The sequence below is a fragment of the Lentisphaera profundi genome, from assembly GCF_028728065.1.
In the GTDB taxonomy this organism is placed as follows: domain Bacteria; phylum Verrucomicrobiota; class Lentisphaeria; order Lentisphaerales; family Lentisphaeraceae; genus Lentisphaera; species Lentisphaera profundi.
Genome location: NZ_CP117812.1, coordinates 339,087 through 356,200, shown reverse-complemented (window position 1 = coordinate 356,200; position 17,114 = coordinate 339,087). Strand labels below are relative to the sequence as shown.

Genomic DNA, 17,114 nt, shown 5'->3' with positions numbered 1-17,114 from the left:
ATGAGAAAATATTTTATAATCGGCGCTATTTTGAGTATGAGTTCATTATCGGCTCAACAAGCTTCACCCGTACGTGTCGCCACAGTGCAAGAAAGATCAGTTTTTGAGCAACAACGAGTCACGGGCTCTCTCCGAGCTGCACTAAGTTCAGATATTTCCTCACTCGAAGAAGGACGTTTAGATGAACTCTTGGTACGAGAAGGTGAACGAGTGGAAAAAGGGCAACTTTTGGCACGCTTGGATGATCGTCGTATTCGCCAGTCAATACTTTCTAAACAGGCTGAGTTAGCCGAGAATAGCGCAATACTCAAGCGCTATGGCAACGAACTCCTTATTTTACGCGAAGAATACGATTCATTGATCGAAGCAGAAGTGGATTATGCTGGGTCGGTCAGCAAGCAGGAAAAACGTAAAGCACGACTTCTAGTGGTGACTACTGAAGGTGACCTAGCTGTTGAAAAGGCACGTACAAAGACTCTAGCAGCGAGCTTAGAAACTTTACAAATCTCCTTGAGGGACATGGAAATCAAAGCCCCTTTCACAGGAGTAATCGTCGAACGTTTTGTTGAGCAAGGCAGTTGGTTGGGTGTCGGTAGCTCTTTATTGAAACTACGTAGTACTGATCAACTAGAAGCCTGGTTGCCAGTCCCAGAATCTCTGCCATTTACGAATTTAAAAATAGATAATATAAATTTGAGTGCGAGTGGCAAAAAATTGAAAATTGAAAAACTCCGCTTTATTCCTCAAGTTGATCAGCGTTCACGTAATTACCAGGTCATTATTAATATCGCGAAGGATGAGGCTCTAATTCACGGCATGTCAGTCGAGGCTATCTTACCCAAAACGAGTAAAGCCAAACATAAATTGGTGCCTAGCGATGCTATCTCGCGAAATGGTGCCGGCTATTATATATATTTAGCCACTCCCGGAAAAAAAGGTCACCTAGCCGTACCGATACCCGTAAAATTACTCTTTCGTTTGGGTCAAGAAAGTGCTATATCAAATCCAGATTTAGCCGTGGGGAGTTCCGTTATTATCGAAGGCAATGAACGACTCTTTCCGATGACACCTGTGCAGGTGATTAAGGAGCCCTAAATGAACCTTATTAAACTATCGACCAAGCAACCCATCAGTGTTGCCGTCGCCATACTTTTCTGTTTTTTAGCGGGAATCGTCGCCTTTCAAATCGTGCCAGTGCAGATGACACCAGAGGTCGACGATACAGTAATTGCGGTTACGACTCATTGGGAGAATGCTTCCCCACAAGAAATCGAATCGGAAGTTGTGGATGCACAAGAAGAAAAACTCCAAGGTTTAGCTAACCTTCGCAGCCTCAGTAGCGTCAGCTCACGTGGGCAAGGAGTGATACGTCTGGAATTTAATCAAGGCATCGATAAAGATGTGGCTCTGCGTGAAGTGAGCGATAAACTTAGAGAAGTGCCTTCCTATCCTAGCAATGTTGATGAACCCGTAATTGAAGCTAGTGACCCAGATAGTAAGGATTATATCGCTTGGTATGTTTTAGCTACCGAGGACGATGATTTTGATGTACGTCGTTTACAAGATTTTGCGGATGATCGTGTTAAGCCCTTACTCGAACGCGTATCGGGAATTTCCGAAGTCAATGTCCTCGGTGGAACCGAACAGGAAGTTCAAATTCATTTTGATCCCTTGCGTTTAGCGCAATTTAAAATGCCGATTAGCGAGTTAGTCGCGGCCTTACAAAGCAATAATCAAAATACCTCGGGTGGTTCACTCATTCAAGGTAAAAGCGATATCCGCATTCGTACCGTGGGCCGTTTTTCTTCACCCCAAGATATTGAATCCGTGGTGATTCGCAATGACGCGACGGGTGTAATCCGCGTTTCCGATGTGGCTACTGTAGAAGAAACTTATAAAGAAGCGACTGCTTTTGTACGCTCCAATGGGCGCCGTGCCCTCGCTTTAAATTTCCAACGTGAATTGGGAAGCAATGTGCTTGATATAATGGACGACTTACAGCAACGCATCGATAAACTCAATAGCGAAGGTGGCGTACTCGCTGCTGAATCAAAACGTTTAGGTTTAAAAAAACCACTACAACTTTTGGTATCTTATCAATCCACCAACTATGTCAACCAAGCCCTTAAACTCGTCCAAAGCAACATCTTCATGGGCGGTGCGCTTGCCGTTATCATTTTATTGATTTTCTTACGTTCGATTCGTTCAGTTGGTATCATTGCTTTATCCATCCCCGTTTCTATGGTGGGAACCGTTGTGATTATGGTTTTGATGGGGCGCTCCATAAATGTGGTTAGTTTAGCAGGCATGGCCTTTGCCGTCGGCATGGTGGTAGATAACTGTATCGTGGTTCTTGAAAATATTTATCGACATTTAGAAATGGGCAAAGGACGTAAAAGTGCCGCATATGAAGGCACACGAGAAGTGGCTGGTGCGGTGTTGGCTTCCACGCTTACTACCGTGGCAGTTTTCATTCCGATTTTACTCATCGAAGATCAAGTTGGGCAGCTCTTCAGAGATATTTGCTTATCAATTATTATCGCCGTGAGTTTTTCTTATTTGGTTTCGATTACAGTGATTCCCTCGGCAGGTGCACTCTTACTGCATAAAGATGGTATACAGAAACAGGGCAATGCTAAGCAAGCCAAGCTGCAGCGATTTATTTATTGGATCAATGGACGCACCAGCGTTCGTATCATTATTGTCCTTGTCTTTGTAAGCATTGCCTTATGGGGAACCAAAGTTTTGACCCCACCACTCGATTATTTACCGAAGGGTAATCGCAATATTACTTTTGGTATCATGATTCCACCTCCTGGTTACAACTTGGATAAATTGGAACAGATGGGTAAAGCTGTTGAAAAAACAATTCAGCCTTATTGGGAAGATACACCCAATCGAGAACCTGTACCCGTCCCCTATAGTCAAACAGGAGAAACGGTGAAGCCTCCGTCGTTAAAACGTTATTTCTTAGTTGCGAGGGGCGATGTCCTTTTCCACGGAGGAATTAGTTCTGACGCGACTCGTGCGGTAGATAATGTGGCTCTTTTTCAGCATGCGACGAATCCGAATGTTATACCCGGGACTTATGCCTTTGCCTTTCAGTTCCCCTTATTTAGAATTGGTGGCTCCACTGGATCTGCGATCAAAATCAATTTAACGGGAAATGATCTCGAGCAAATTTCTAGTGCTACGGGTGCACTATTTGGAACTATGATGAAAACTTATGGACCCGGGGCACTGCGACCAGACCCTGCCAACTTTAATGTTTATCCCAAAGAACTGCAGATCATTCCGAATCAACTTAAACTTGCGGAACTACTCATGACGAGTGCGGAGCTCTCTCAAGCTGTACAAGCTGCGAGCGATGGATTATTTTTGGGCGAGTATGACAAGAGCAATGATTTGATCGATCTTAAATTGATGGCTCAGGGTACAGCTGATCAAAATTACCTGAGCGAACTTAAGTCTTTCTCAGTAGTTACACCGTCTGGATCAGTAACGTACTTGGGTGAACTAGCTGAGTTTAGATGGATGGAAGCACCTGAGCAAATCAAGCGTGTTGGACGTCGTCGCGCCATTACACTAGAATTTACGCCACCTCAGGGAATCCCACTCGAAACTGCGATCAGTTCAACAGAAGAAATTATTGCACAGTTGCGACAAGGTGGCGCCATTGCTCCCGGGGTTGAAATTGAGATCGAAGGCACTGCAGGAAAACTCAAAAAAATCCGTGAGACACTCTTAGGTGATGGGACTTTTGTGGGGACTTTAGGAAGTTCCTTTTTCTTAGCCATTGCGGCAGTGTACCTACTCATGTGTGTTTTATTTCAGAGTTGGATTAAGCCTTTTATTATCCTTTTCTCGGTTCCATTAGCCACTTTAGGTGGCTTTGTCGGACTAGCAATTTTACACAAAGTGAGTCTGGCTGATCCCTACATGCCCGTTCAAAACTTAGATATGTTAACACTCTTAGGTTTTGTTATCTTGGTGGGAGTGGTCGTAAATAACGCTATTCTGATTGTTGCACAAACAGATCATTTGATGCATGGCTTGGGGATTGAAAACCCTGAACATAAATTAATGCCTGCACGTGAAGCTATTGCCCTTGCTGTTCAGAGCCGAGTACGCCCCATCTTTATGAGTATGCTGACTTCCGTTGGTGGTATGTTACCACTTGTGCTTATGCCCGGTTCGGGTTCTGAGCTGTACCGTGGCCTTGGCGCTGTCGTGGTCGGAGGAATGATTTGTTCAACGATATTCACACTCTTTTTGGTTCCGGTTCTACTCTCTTTATCCTTAAGTCTTTCGGAAAAATTTCACGCAAAAAAAATAGCCCTCGTAAGTCTCGTATTGTTCAGCTTATTGATTGTTTCCTGTGAGAGCCAAGAAACAGTGAAATTGTCTAAAGAAATTGTTCCGCCTAAGCAGTGGGTAAATACCACCGATGTTATTGAGGGTGATTTACAAACTTGGTGGACTCAGTTTGAAGATCCACTCTTGGTCTCATTGATTGAACGCGCACGTTTGCAAAACTTGGACCTAGCAATGGGCCTTGAACGCCTTCAACGATCACGAGCCAATTTAAGTCGCGAGAGTCGAAATAAGTATCCCACCACTAATATTGGAGGGGGCGCTAATCGAAGTCAATATAGTGAAAATCTTAAGAATAGTTTCCGTGGTTCCGAAGCAGAGACTGATTATAATATCTTTGCACAGGCGAGTTGGGAGATGGACTTCTTTGGACGCGTTCGCGAAAATACTCGTGTGGCGGAACGTGAGTATGAAGCGAGTCGCGAGGACCTTTATCACTTACACGTACTCATGAGTTCAGAATTAGCGCAGCTTTATTTTGCCTACCGCATTCAGCAGAAACTGGAATCAATCAGCCATCGAAACCTCAACTTGCAACAAGAAAACTTACGCTTCATCAAAGCGCGTTTCAAAGCAGGTTCATCGACACAACTCGATGTGAATGACGCCCTAGAACTCATTCACCGTAGTCAAGCTCATTTACGCCAACTCGAGAAACAACGTCAGCAATTCGCTAATCAAATATGTGTTTTACTTGGAGCCTTTCCAGGTACACTCAATAAAGAACTTGAAGGTGAAATCACAATAATAACACCAAACAAATCGATGACTCGTGGTGTGCCCGTAGATTTATTACGCCGTCGACCCGATATCAAGAAACAAGAGTATTTAGTGGAAGCCGAGGCTTCACGACTGAAAATTGCCAAGGCGGAATACTATCCGAAGTTTTATCTCAATGGAAGTATTGGCCTCAATGCTTCACATATTTCTAATGTTTCCAGCAGTGATAGTAAGCACTGGAGTTTTGGTCCCAACTTTGAATGGCGTATTCTCAATGCCATGCGTATCAAAGACGAAATCAAGATCCAAGAATCAACTCTGCGTGAACAAGTCTTGCAGTATAAAAAAGTGGTTTTACAGAGTGTGGAAGAAGTAGAATCAAGTTTACTAGGCTTCACCAAAGAACTCGAGCGCCAAAGCGAAATCCAAGCTGCCGTTCGCTATGCTGAGAGCTCAGTTAAATTAGCACGCGGCATGTACCTTAAAGGATTACGTGATTACAAATCAGTTATTTCAGCATTGCTCAATGCTCAGGTGGCGGAAGAACAGTTGGCCTTGAGTCGCTTAGAGTCGAACAAATCGCTGATACAACTGTATCAAGCACTCGGCGGTGGCTGGCAGGGTATAAATATCGAGTCACTGGAAGAAAATGAATAGAATAAGCTCTTTGAGATTCTCAATATTGAATATTAATCTCGACTAATCACCACAACCGCACTTCTTGCCTTAAGGTGATTGAAATCAGGAAAGCTCCCAGAAGGGTTTGTCGCAGGATGCTGAACAGATAAAAATAACTCTTTGCTATTTTTCAAAAAATAAGGCCCCGTAAACTCTGCTGCTTTCGGTGGTGTAGCAAAACGACGGGAGATGACCCGATCATCCTTTTTCTCACAATGCCAAAGTCCATCAGTAAAACCCGGGAAGCTATAACCATCTGAACATACCCATAATTCTCCGTCACGATCAAAGGCCCCATTGTCCGGATAGACAAAACACCCTGAAAGACTTGTTTCTTGAGTAAAAGTAGAGTTCACTGGGTCGCCAGAAAACTTCCCACAAATAACAAAGAAGTTCCACTTTCCCTGAGTTCCTTGATCATTAAGTTCAATAATATGCCCCGCACCCATCTCGATGGGGTTGGCTGAATTTAATTTATCACGTGAACGAGCTCTGTTTCCGGTCATGAAGAAAAAGATATTTCCTGTCTTGGGATCTATATCAATATCTTCGGGACGATCCATAGGAGTTGCCCCAAGTAAATCCGCTGCTTTACGAGAATCAATTTGCACGTCAGCTTGAGAATTGAAGCCATGCTCTTTGGTCAATTTTCCTTCTCCAAAAATCATTGGTAACCAAGCCATTTTTCCATCTTCCGCAAATTTTGCTACATGTAAAACACCCGCTTCTAATAAAGTTTTATTATGCTGACGATCTCCCTCTTTATATTTCTCTGCAGAAATAAATTTATAAATATATTCAAAGCCTTGATCATCACTTGTGTAGACTTCTATGTAGCCCTCTTTATTGACGCGTACTTTCGCGCATTCATGCCGACAGCGACCCAACATAGAATGTTTTTTGATCGGCTCATTTGGCTCTAGGGGATCTATTTCAACCACCATACCAAAGTGCAAGGCCGACTGATAACCGCTATTGAGATCAAAGCGAGGATCAAGCCTAGCAAAAAAGTTGCCATTATCGTTCATACCAAAGCGTTTAAAATTCTCTTCTTCTTTATGTCCTTTAATCTCACCTGAAAAATATTGCTGTACATTTTCTTCTGCAGTTAGATATGTTCCCCAAGGAGTATAACCTCCGGCACAATTGCCCAATGTTCCTGCTGTACGAATCCCATCTGGACTAGCTTTTGATTTCATTCTCTCATGACCTGCTGCCGGCCCTGTTATAAGAGCTTTACTAGACGGAGTCACGCGACGATTAAGCTGAGACAGGAAATCGATTTTCCACTCATCCCTGCCATCACGCTTGATTGCGGCTATGCTAACGCCCACACTATGATAAGCGGCTTGCTCTCTCTCAGCTCTATCTGGATGACCACCAAGTTCAGGGAACTCATTATTAAAACAAAGTATCGCCTTGTCATCACTTTGCTCAAATACATGAATAAAATCACAAGCCGCACCAAAACGTTTTTTTTGCTCTTCGCCACTCAAGCTCTTAGGATCATAAGCTTTCATCCCTGCGTGCAAAGGATCTCCAAAAGCACATAAAGTTTTATATTTAAAGCCTTCTGCTAATCTTAAACCCGATGCCTGCTGGATTGCCAATTCATTGAAAGGCAAAAAACCACTGCTCTCATTCTCTTTTGCGTAGCCGCTATGTGACGACAGCACACTCAATCCAGCCACCCCTACTTTTAAAAAGTGTCGCCTCGAGATTTCTTCTATTGATAATACATCGCTATTATTGACTATTTCTTCACTCATTCTGAACCTTAATTTTATCTCTACTTTCAAAAAGACTTACTAAAACCTATCCAAGTAAAAGCATAATAGCATATTAATTCCCTGCTCATTTTTAATAAAAACCACATATTTTCTCATATTTTTCATCAATGCGTGCAAGAATGAGTGAATATTATCCGAATAAGTAAGTAAGCACAATTTAAAATATAACCCCAACGGAGATACACAATGAAAAAACTACTTACAACAATCATCAGCATGAGCTTCCTTTTTTCACTTTCAGCTTTCGAAGCAGATCAAAAGCCTAGTAAAGAAGGGAAAGAGAAAAAAGCTAAATGCGAGAACTGCAAAAAAGGGAAAGGTGGTGAAAGAGGAGCGCGTGGTGGTGAGAAAGGCGAACGTGGCAAAGGTGATGATCACGAACAACGCCGTGAAGAAATGAAAGAAAAAATGAAAAATATGCCCGAAGAAGATCGTGAAGCCTTTAAAAAAGAAATGCGTGAAAAACATGAAGGTCGCAAAATGGAACATGAGGCCATGAAAGCTAAATGGGAAAGCATGTCTGAATCGGAGCGTACCGAAATGAAAACGAAAATGAAAGAGCGTCACGCTCAGCGTAAAGAACTCATGGATACTATGAGTGAAGAAGAACGTAAAACTGTACGTGAATCTTTTGAAGCTAAAAAGAATGCTGCCCGTGAAAAAATGAAAAACATGCCTGAAGAAGAGCGTCAAAGTTTTAAAGAAAATATGAAACAGCAACGTGATTCCTTCATGAAAGAAATGGAAGGCAAGAGCTTAGAAGAGAAAAAAGCCTACATCCTCGAGAAAGCTCAGGCATCGAAGTAAGCGTAATAACAATCATCCTCGGGCTCCTCGTCGTGACAGCGGCGGGGAGTTTTTTGTGTCCATTTATATAGCTATCCCATATAAGAAAAGTTGGGTTTCATACTCCCATCACATATATTTGCGTAAATCGCAATATATAGGAGATTTATCATGACTAATTATGCCCCTCAAGAACTCGAGAACTTCATGTCAGGTTTACGCAAGCGTAATCCGGGAGAATTAGAATTCCATCAAGCCGTAGAAGAAGTTGCCATGAGCCTCATGCCCTTTATTATCGACAACCCGAAATATATGCAAGCTCAATTACTTGAAAGGTTGACCGAACCAGATCGTGTCATCATCTTTCGTGTTTGCTGGCAAGATGATCAAGGTAATATAAGAACCAACCGTGGTTATCGAGTACAATTCAGTAATTGTATCGGTCCTTATAAAGGTGGGCTTCGTTTTCACCCTTCAGTAAGCCTTAGTATCCTCAAATTTCTCGGCTTCGAACAAATCTTCAAAAATAGCCTTACCACTCTTCCTCTAGGCGGTGGTAAAGGTGGTGCAAACTTTAATCCAAAAGGAAAATCTGATGGTGAAGTCATGCGCTTCTGCCAATCTTTCATGACCGAATTATCGCGCCACATTGGTGCCGATATTGATATCCCCGCAGGCGACATCGGCGTTGGAGCTCGTGAAATTGGTTTCCTTTATGGACAATTCAAACGCCTTAATAATCGACATACTGGTGCCATTACCGGGAAAGGCTTTAATTATGGTGGATCTCGCATGCGCCCTGAGGCCACCGGCTATGGCTGTGTTTATATGATGCGTGAAGTACTATCTCATGCTGGGGATGATCTAGATCGTAAAACTTGTCTTGTCTCAGGTTCTGGTAATGTTGCACAATTTTGTGCTGAAAAACTCATTCAGCTCGGTGCTAAAGTCCTTACCATGTCAGACTCTAGTGGTACTATTTATGACCCTGAGGGTATTAATGAGGATAAACTTGCTTGGATTAAAGATCTCAAAAATATCCGTAGAGGACGCATTGCGGAATACGCAAAGCAATATCCACTTGCTCAATTCTTGGAGGGCAAACGTCCTTGGTCAATACCAGCGGATTTGGCTTTTCCTTGTGCTACACAAAATGAAATTGAAGCCCCGGACGCAAAAGCCCTCATTGCGAATTCTTGTCACGCGATCTGTGAGGGTGCCAATATGCCTTCGACAAAAGAAGCGATTGACCTTCTCCAAGCCGCTAAAATCATTTTCGTCCCAGGTAAGGCGGCCAATGCTGGAGGAGTCGCCGTTTCGGGTTTAGAAATGACACAAAATTCCATGCGTATCCACTGGAGTGCTGAAGAAGTTGATCAACGCCTTCTTGGGATCATGCAAAATATCCATCAAAAATGTGTTCAGTACGGAACTGAAGATGATTATATTGACTATGTAAAAGGAGCCAATATTGCGGCATTTTCAAAAATTGCTGATACCATGCTCGCTTATGGGGTTGTTTAATTTTTTATAAAAAAGTCATTAACGGCTGTTGAGGTCTGTTTTCTTCTTCGTAGTTAAATGACGTACACAAAAAATTACTTAATCCTAAAGGAGCCATAATGAAAAAATTCATCCTCTTAACACTCGCACTTATGAGTATCTCTACTCTTGCCGATGCTAAAAAAATCCTCTATGTCACACATGAACCGGGCAAGTACCACAAGTACACTCCACAGAAAGAAGCTTTTATTAAAATGGCAAAAGAAGCTGGTTGGGAACTTACTGTATCGACTGGAATGCATGAACCTCAAATTGTTGCACTTCGTGATCCAAAACTCACGGAAGGTTACGATGCCGTAGTTTATAATTTCTGTTTTGCGTCATCCAAAGATCTAAAAGCCGTATCAAACGTTATTGCACAGACTCGTGAAAAAGGCACTCCTGCCATGGTCATCCATTGCTCTATGCATAGTTTCTGGGCTACCTTTAAAGGCAAAAATGGAAAAGTTACTATTAAAGACGGCCTGAAAGAGCAATGGGATAAAGAAAATCCTGGCAAAGCTTTCCCTGTTTGGGGTGATTTCACTGGTGTGGCATCTACAGGACACGGTCCTAAAGCTCCAATTACTATTGAAAAATGCTGTGAGCACGAAGCGACACAATCCCTTAAAAAGGAAGGCTACACAACTGCAAAAGTTTCAGAGCTTTATAATAACTACTATGTAACAAAAGATGTAAAACCCCTGCTTAATGGCACACAGAAAGGTAAAAAGGGGAAAACTGCAAAAGCTATTGTCATGTGGGAAGTTCCGCAGGGTAAAAGTAAAGTCATTGGATTATCTCTCGGTCACGACATGGGTGAATGGAGCCAGCCTGAATTCCAAGGTCTAGTAAAAGATGCAGTAAATTACTTAGCTAAGTAATTTACACTACAAAAAAGCCGACTTATTTTAGTCGGCTTTTTTGTGTCTAGAGTGCAAGATTTAATTAAATCTGCAAATACTCTACTTAGAAGAATACATATACCAAAAATAAAATTATCGTAATACTACAAGGACATCATGAAAATCTCCCTAAATTTCCTTCTCTGGACTACTTTTGTTAGTGAAGACCAATTCTACCTTTTCGAAGAACTCAAAAACATGGGTTATGATGGAGTCGAAATCCCCGTCATGGATGGGGATTATGAACACTATAGAAAAATGAAAGCCGAACTTGATCGCCTCGGCCTTATCGCTTCTGCGTCGACTTTCATTGCTCCCGATGAAGATCCTATGTCTAGTGACCCAAAAGTTCGAGCAAATGGACTTGCTAAACTGAAAGATAATATTGATAAAGCTGAAATCCTTGGATCCAAAACACTCATTGGCCCCGTCTATGCCGCACATAAACAATTTGAACTCGAAGATTCAATTGCAGAATCCTTTAAACGCTCTGCTGCTTTATTAAAAGAAGCTTGTCAGTATGCCGCTCCAAAAGGTATTCATATTGGAGTCGAATTCCTTAATCGTTTTGAAATCATCCTCCTTAACTGTGCAAAAGATTCCATGGATTACTGCAAATTAGTCGATGAAAAAAATATCGGCATTCTTTACGATACACATCATGCTCATATCGAAGAGTACTCTATTCAGGGCGCTTTTGATGAAAGTGGATCATTCTTCAATCACCTCCATTTATCCGAAAGTCATCGCGGTATCTTGGGTGAAGGTCTCGTCGATTGGAATGCTACCCGTAACGCTATTAAAAGCTTAAACAACTATCAGGGAAATATTGTCATCGAAGCTTTTTCTGACGATGTAGAAGGTCTACGAGAAGGTGCAAATCGTTGGCGTCCTCTTTTTGCTGACAAGCTTGACCTCGCCAAGAAGTCTCTCGACTTCGCCCGCGAAGTCATCAAATAATAGCTCCACAGAACTAAAAAAGGCTGAATCTTAAATGATTCAGCCTTTTTTTTGTGCTTCTAAAGAATCTTACTTCTTCGCGCAACATTCCTTAGTGCAATCTGCGGCACATGCTTTGTCTGCTGACTTTTCACAGCAGGCTTTAGCACAATCGCTCCCACATGATGAGCTACAGCTCGCCATCATTGCCGTAAGACCTAGCATCGAAATTGCCATGAGTGATGATGATAGAAAAATTTTCATTTTGACCTCTTATTGTTTTGGGGGATCACCAATTGTATTGGATTGAACAGTAAAAAGCAAACTTTCTTATTATACTCACTATAAATCCTTGTTTTCGATTCCGAGGAATCATAAGTTTAATCATCTATTAAGCAAGGAGTGCACAATGAACGTAAATTTGGATTTTAAACCCCGAAAAATCTATAGAAACCTTTCCTATGAAGCTCTACGTGAGCATGAAATTAATAATAATGAAGGCGAAGTCACCACTTTAGGCGCCTATACCGTGGACACTGGGAAATTTACGGGTCGTTCACCAAAGGATAAGTTTTTCACTCCCACTAAGGATTTATGGATTGGTCCAGTCAATCAAGAAGTCCCATTAAGTACCTGGGATACACTCAAGCAACGCGCACTCACACACTATGAGGGCAAAGATATTTACGTAAGTGATTGTTATGCAGGTGCCGTCGACAATGATAATCGTCTTCAAGTTCGAGTGATTTCTGAAATTGCTTGGCAATCACATTTTTGTAAAAACATGTTCATTCGCCCTGAAGAAAATGAGCTCGATGATTTCTCACCTGAATTCACTATTATTAATGCCTGTAAAATCAGTGCCGATGATTACAAAGATTTAGGATTGAACTCCCCAGTCTTTGTCATTTTTAATCTCGAAGAAAAAATGGCCATCATTGGTGGCACTTGGTATGGCGGTGAAATGAAAAAAGGTATTTTCTCTGTCATGCATTATCTCTTGCCACAAAAAGGTGTTCTGTCTATGCATTGCTCAGCAAACATGGATAGCGAGGGTCATACCGCACTCTTTTTCGGACTTTCAGGAACTGGAAAAACCACCCTATCCACTGACCCTAAACGCCAACTTATTGGCGACGATGAACATGGCTGGGATGACGAGGGCGTTTTCAACTTTGAAGGTGGTTGCTATGCAAAAACTATTAGTTTAAACCCTGAGTATGAACCCGACATATATGCAGCCATTCGTCCTAATGCCCTCTTAGAGAATGTCGTTTTAAATGATGATAAAAGTGTCAATTTTGACGATTCTTCTAAAACTAAAAATACCCGCGTCTCATATCCGATCGAACATATTGATAATCGTGTACGTCCTATAAGCCGAGGCAATCATCCTGAGGTTGTCATTTATTTATGCTGTGATGCCTTTGGTGTCGTTCCCCCTATTTCACGCCTGAATCGTGAACAAGCCATGGAGTACTTCATTGCGGGATATACGGCAAAAGTAGCGGGTACCGAATTGGGCATAAACGAACCCAAGCCCGATTTCTCCCCATGTTTCGGTGGCCCATTCTTAACACTGCACCCACGACGCTATGCTGATCTTTTAGGAAAAAAACTAGATCAACATGGCTCTCGAGTTTATTTAGTTAACACCGGCTGGGTTGGCGGGCCCTACGGCATAGGTGAACGTATTAGCCTTCCTCTCACTCGTAAAATAATCGATGCAATTCTAGATGGTTCAATAGAAAACAAGGGTTACTTTACTGACCAATCATTTGGTCTCGAAATCCCTAATGCGATTGCAGGAGTCCCCAATGAAATCATTCATCCCGAATTAGCTTGGGATAATGTTCAACACTATAGAGAAGAAGCAGCTAAATTAGCCAAACTATTTAAAGAGAATCATGATAAGTATTAAAAAAAGCCTAATCACACTTCAGAATGCACAGCTATACATCAATCAAAAACTTCTTCTCGATAAGTTTTCTTGGGAAATTAAAACTCAAGAAAACTGGACTATTATTGGCCCCAATGGGGCCGGAAAATCTCTACTAGCGGGCTTACTCACGCAACGATATAACTGTCCCCATATACATTTCTCACTAGCTCCTAGTCAAATACAAGAGGTCTCCTTTGCCGTCGTACAAGAAAGTCTTGATTATGAAGCATGGAATGACGATTCCGAATTTCTGGAAGGTGGAGTCGATAAAGGACGGTCCGTACATGAATTCATTTGCGAAGATACTTACTCACTCGACGCACAAGTCATAGAAAAATTTAAGCTCGATAATTTCCTCAACACAGGAATTAAATTTATTTCTAATGGCGAGATGCGCAAAGCCCATATTTTACGTGCTCTTGTGCGCAAACCGCAAATCCTGATTTTAGATGGAATTTATGAAGGCCTCGATCAAGATTCTAAGAAACAAATAACTGAACTTATTGAAGAATTAGCACAAAGTTGCCAGATTATTACTTGTGTCCAAGATAGTGAGCAAATCCCAAAAAACTGTACACACCTGCTTTGCTTGGATAAATGCAAAATTATTGCCGCTGGACCTCGAGCAAGAGTACAGCAATCTAGAGAATTTGAGCGACTTTTTAAATCGCCTCCCGCTATCCCCAGTTCTCTACCCTCCTCCTATGCTGCGCCTAAGCATATTGAGAAATCAAGCGAAATCATTCAGATGAAAGACTTATCCGTAGTCTATGGCGATAAAACTGTGATCAATAAGCTCACATGGTCGGTAAAAGCTGGTGATCATTGGTGTATCTCTGGGCCCAATGGCGCGGGCAAAACTACCTTGCTCTCACTTATTTCAGCGGATAATCCCCAGGGTTATGGAAAAGACTTCCATTTATTTGGACGCAAACGAGGAAGTGGTGAGTCCATCTGGGATATAAAAAAAAGAATTGGCATTGTCACCACGGAACTCCAGCTAGAATACCATCAGAATATTTTTGCCTTAGATGTCGTTGTTTCAGGTTTTTTTGATTCTATTGGCCTTTACCGCGAAGCTGATGCAAGCCACCTACAAATCGCACAAGATTGGATGCAAACTTTAGGTATCGGTGATTTAGCTAAGATATCTTTCGAAAACCTTTCCTATGGCGAGCGACGAATCGTATTACTTGCCAGAGCCATGGTCAAATCACCAAATATTTTAATTCTGGATGAACCTTGCCAAGGACTGGACAAAAGAAACCGTATGGCACTACTCAATACCGTAGATTTTTTGGCGACCAATACAGACATGACTATTTTATACGTTTCTCATAAGCCGGAAGTCCAAGTCAATTTCATTAAATCTCACTTGGAATTCATCCCAGAAGACAATAAGCCTTGTTCTTTTTCGATTCGTCCTTAAATTTAATGAGTATTCCTGCTATATTCTTAGCAGAAAAATGCTAGTTTTAATAAATTGAATCAGATTAAAGAAGACGAAATAGATATATATCATGAGTAATCTTAAAGAAGAACATAATTGGCGCACAGGCGAAATGCGTAAACTTGGCTGGAAAGAGCGTCAGCGTGAGCAATCACTCATCAACTTTTTCGGCTCAAAACTAGGTCCTGCTGAAGCCTCTCAACTCATCCGCAATGGCTCCGAACCCATTCAAGGTTCATTGAATTCAATTGTTAGTAAAATGGAAAAGAAACTTCATAATCCCGCACGCATTTTGCAAGAAGAATGGGACCAATATGTTTCGGGTCCTCTAGTAGAACATTCACGCCCTAAGTTTTTGCGACCTGATGGTGCCATGATTATTGAGGGTGACAACTCGACTTATACCTACTCTCTAAGAAGCTATTACTCACGCGAGTTACTTATGCGCCTTAAACAACGATTCCCTGGTCAAATTAAAAGCATTATTTTTGTAAATGCAAGAACCTAAAGGCAAATCTATGAGCAAGAAAAAACGTCCTTCCTGGGATCAATATTTTATGAATATTGCCCATGTGGCCTCAGAGCGCAGCAGTTGCTCACGTAGGCATGTCGCCGCCGTAATTGTTAAAGATAGGCGCGTTATCTCCACTGGCTACAATGGCACACCTCGTGGAGTCAAAAACTGCGATGAAGGTGGCTGTCCGCGCTGTAATTCAGATATCGCTTCTGGTCATGGCCTCGACCAATGCCTCTGTTGTCATGCCGAAGAAAATTCTATCGTTCAAGCGGCCTCCCATGGCATATCCATTAATGGCGCGTCCATCTACACCACCTACTCACCTTGCTTACTCTGTGCCAAGATGATTATCAATGCCGGTATCAAAGAAGTTATTTTTCATCAGCGCTACAGTATTGATTCCACTTCCTCTCAAATTTTAAAAGAAGCAGGACTTACCCTGCGTCCAGTCGAATAAATCTAGGACCCAAATAATGTCTTATAATATCCCCATCCGCCCACGCCGAAACCGAGTTAACTCCTCGATGAGAAAACTTGTTCAAGAAAACCACGTATGTGTCGATGACCTCATTATGCCACTCTTTGTTATTGAAGGTCAAAAGCATAAAATCGAAGTTGCCTCGATGCCGGGAGTTTATCGCTTTTCTTTAGATAAACTTGCTGACGAAATCTCTGAACTTTGGGATTTAGGCATTAAAGCAGTTGCACTTTTCCCCGCTATTGATGAATCCCTCAAAGATTCCTTAGCACGCGAGTCCCTCAACCCAGAAGGGCTCTTCCAAATGGCAATCAAAACTGTCAAAAATACTTGCCCCGATATGCTCACCATCTGTGATGTAGCGATGGATCCCTATAGTTCCGATGGTCACGATGGCTTTGTTGAAGAAGGCCAAATTATCAATGACAAAACTTTAGCTATCCTAGGTGACATGGCCGTTGCACAAGCTCAAGCAGGAGCCGATATCATTGCTCCTTCTGATATGATGGACGGCCGCGTTGCCGTCATTCGTCAAGCTCTTGATCAAGCTGGCTTTACAAACGTTGGCATCCTCGCGTATACCGCGAAATATGCCTCTGCTTTTTACGGTCCCTTCCGTGACGCCCTTGATTCTGCACCTAAAGATGGTGACAAGAAAACTTACCAAATGAACCCTGCAAACAGCCGCGAAGCTATGCGAGAAGCCCAACTCGATACCGAAGAAGGCGCTGATATGATTATGGTAAAACCTGGACTTGCTTATTTAGATATCGTTCGTTCCTTTGCTGAAACTTCCGATCTACCTGTAGCCGTTTATAATGTATCTGGTGAATATGCCATGTTACGAGCCGCTGCAGAAAAAGGCTGGCTTGACTACCGTAGTACAGTTTGCGAAACTCTCATGGCATTTAAACGTGCCGGTGCAGACATTATCCTAAGCTATCATGCAAAAGAATTTGCCCTTTGGCAGAAAAAAGCATAGCTTTCATTATC

At 42.2% G+C, this 17,114-nt stretch carries 13 protein-coding genes; 12 read left to right on the top strand and 1 reads right to left on the bottom strand.

Annotated features, from left to right (window positions below; genetic code table 11):
• Together PQO03_RS12975 and PQO03_RS12970 are read left to right on the top strand one after the other, a co-directional pair.
• Positions 1–1,095 carry an efflux RND transporter periplasmic adaptor subunit gene (locus PQO03_RS12975; RefSeq protein WP_274153618.1) on the top strand — a complete coding sequence of 365 codons (1,095 nt, stop codon included), beginning with the start codon at positions 1–3 and terminating at the stop codon, positions 1,093–1,095.
• Positions 1,096–5,751 (top strand): efflux RND transporter permease subunit, encoded by a 4,656-nt coding sequence (locus PQO03_RS12970; protein WP_274153617.1) that lies wholly within the window; start codon positions 1,096–1,098, stop codon positions 5,749–5,751.
• Between the two features lie 32 nt (positions 5,752–5,783).
• Here PQO03_RS12970 and PQO03_RS12965 read toward each other — a convergent pair whose 3' ends face one another.
• Positions 5,784–7,541 carry a PhoX family protein gene (locus PQO03_RS12965; protein WP_274153616.1) on the bottom strand — a complete coding sequence of 586 codons (1,758 nt, stop codon included), beginning with the start codon at positions 7,539–7,541 and terminating at the stop codon, positions 5,784–5,786.
• Between the two features lie 207 nt (positions 7,542–7,748).
• On the opposite strand from PQO03_RS12965, the gene PQO03_RS12960 reads away from it, so the two are divergent.
• The 10 genes from PQO03_RS12960 to hemB all read left to right on the top strand — a co-directional run bounded on the left by PQO03_RS12960 (position 7,749) and on the right by hemB (position 17,103).
• Positions 7,749–8,369, top strand: a complete 621-nt coding sequence (locus PQO03_RS12960) for a type 2 periplasmic-binding domain-containing protein (protein WP_274153615.1) — start codon at positions 7,749–7,751, stop codon at positions 8,367–8,369.
• Between the two features lie 150 nt (positions 8,370–8,519).
• The gene (gene gdhA, locus PQO03_RS12955; protein ID WP_274153614.1) at positions 8,520–9,872 is read left to right on the top strand and encodes an NADP-specific glutamate dehydrogenase; all 1,353 of its coding nucleotides are present in this window, start codon (positions 8,520–8,522) and stop codon (positions 9,870–9,872) included.
• A 98-nt stretch (positions 9,873–9,970) separates the two neighbouring features.
• On the top strand, positions 9,971–10,774 hold the full coding sequence (locus tag PQO03_RS12950) for a ThuA domain-containing protein (protein ID WP_274153613.1): 804 nt from the start codon (positions 9,971–9,973) through the stop codon (positions 10,772–10,774).
• 138 nt (positions 10,775–10,912) lie between these two features.
• Positions 10,913–11,755 carry a sugar phosphate isomerase/epimerase family protein gene (locus PQO03_RS12945; RefSeq protein WP_274153612.1) on the top strand — a complete coding sequence of 281 codons (843 nt, stop codon included), beginning with the start codon at positions 10,913–10,915 and terminating at the stop codon, positions 11,753–11,755.
• 34 nt (positions 11,756–11,789) lie between these two features.
• Positions 11,790–12,044, top strand: coding sequence for a hypothetical protein (locus PQO03_RS12940; RefSeq protein ID WP_274153611.1), 255 nt, complete (start codon positions 11,790–11,792; stop codon positions 12,042–12,044).
• Positions 12,045–12,143: 99 nt separating this feature from the next.
• The gene (gene pckA, locus PQO03_RS12935) at positions 12,144–13,655 is read left to right on the top strand and encodes a phosphoenolpyruvate carboxykinase (ATP) (protein WP_274153610.1); all 1,512 of its coding nucleotides are present in this window, start codon (positions 12,144–12,146) and stop codon (positions 13,653–13,655) included.
• Positions 13,642–15,105: an ATP-binding cassette domain-containing protein gene (locus PQO03_RS12930; protein ID WP_274153609.1), complete on the top strand. Its 1,464-nt coding sequence runs from the start codon at positions 13,642–13,644 to the stop codon at positions 15,103–15,105. The genes pckA and PQO03_RS12930 overlap by 14 nt, the downstream gene beginning before the upstream one ends.
• Before the next feature lie 91 nt (positions 15,106–15,196).
• Positions 15,197–15,634: a DciA family protein gene (locus PQO03_RS12925; RefSeq protein WP_274153608.1), complete on the top strand. Its 438-nt coding sequence runs from the start codon at positions 15,197–15,199 to the stop codon at positions 15,632–15,634.
• Positions 15,635–15,644: 10 nt separating this feature from the next.
• Positions 15,645–16,100, top strand: a complete 456-nt coding sequence (locus PQO03_RS12920) for a deoxycytidylate deaminase (protein WP_274153607.1) — start codon at positions 15,645–15,647, stop codon at positions 16,098–16,100.
• A 16-nt stretch (positions 16,101–16,116) separates the two neighbouring features.
• Positions 16,117–17,103 (top strand): porphobilinogen synthase, encoded by a 987-nt coding sequence (gene hemB / locus PQO03_RS12915; RefSeq protein WP_274153606.1) that lies wholly within the window; start codon positions 16,117–16,119, stop codon positions 17,101–17,103.
• The last annotated feature ends 11 nt before the right edge of the window (positions 17,104–17,114 follow it).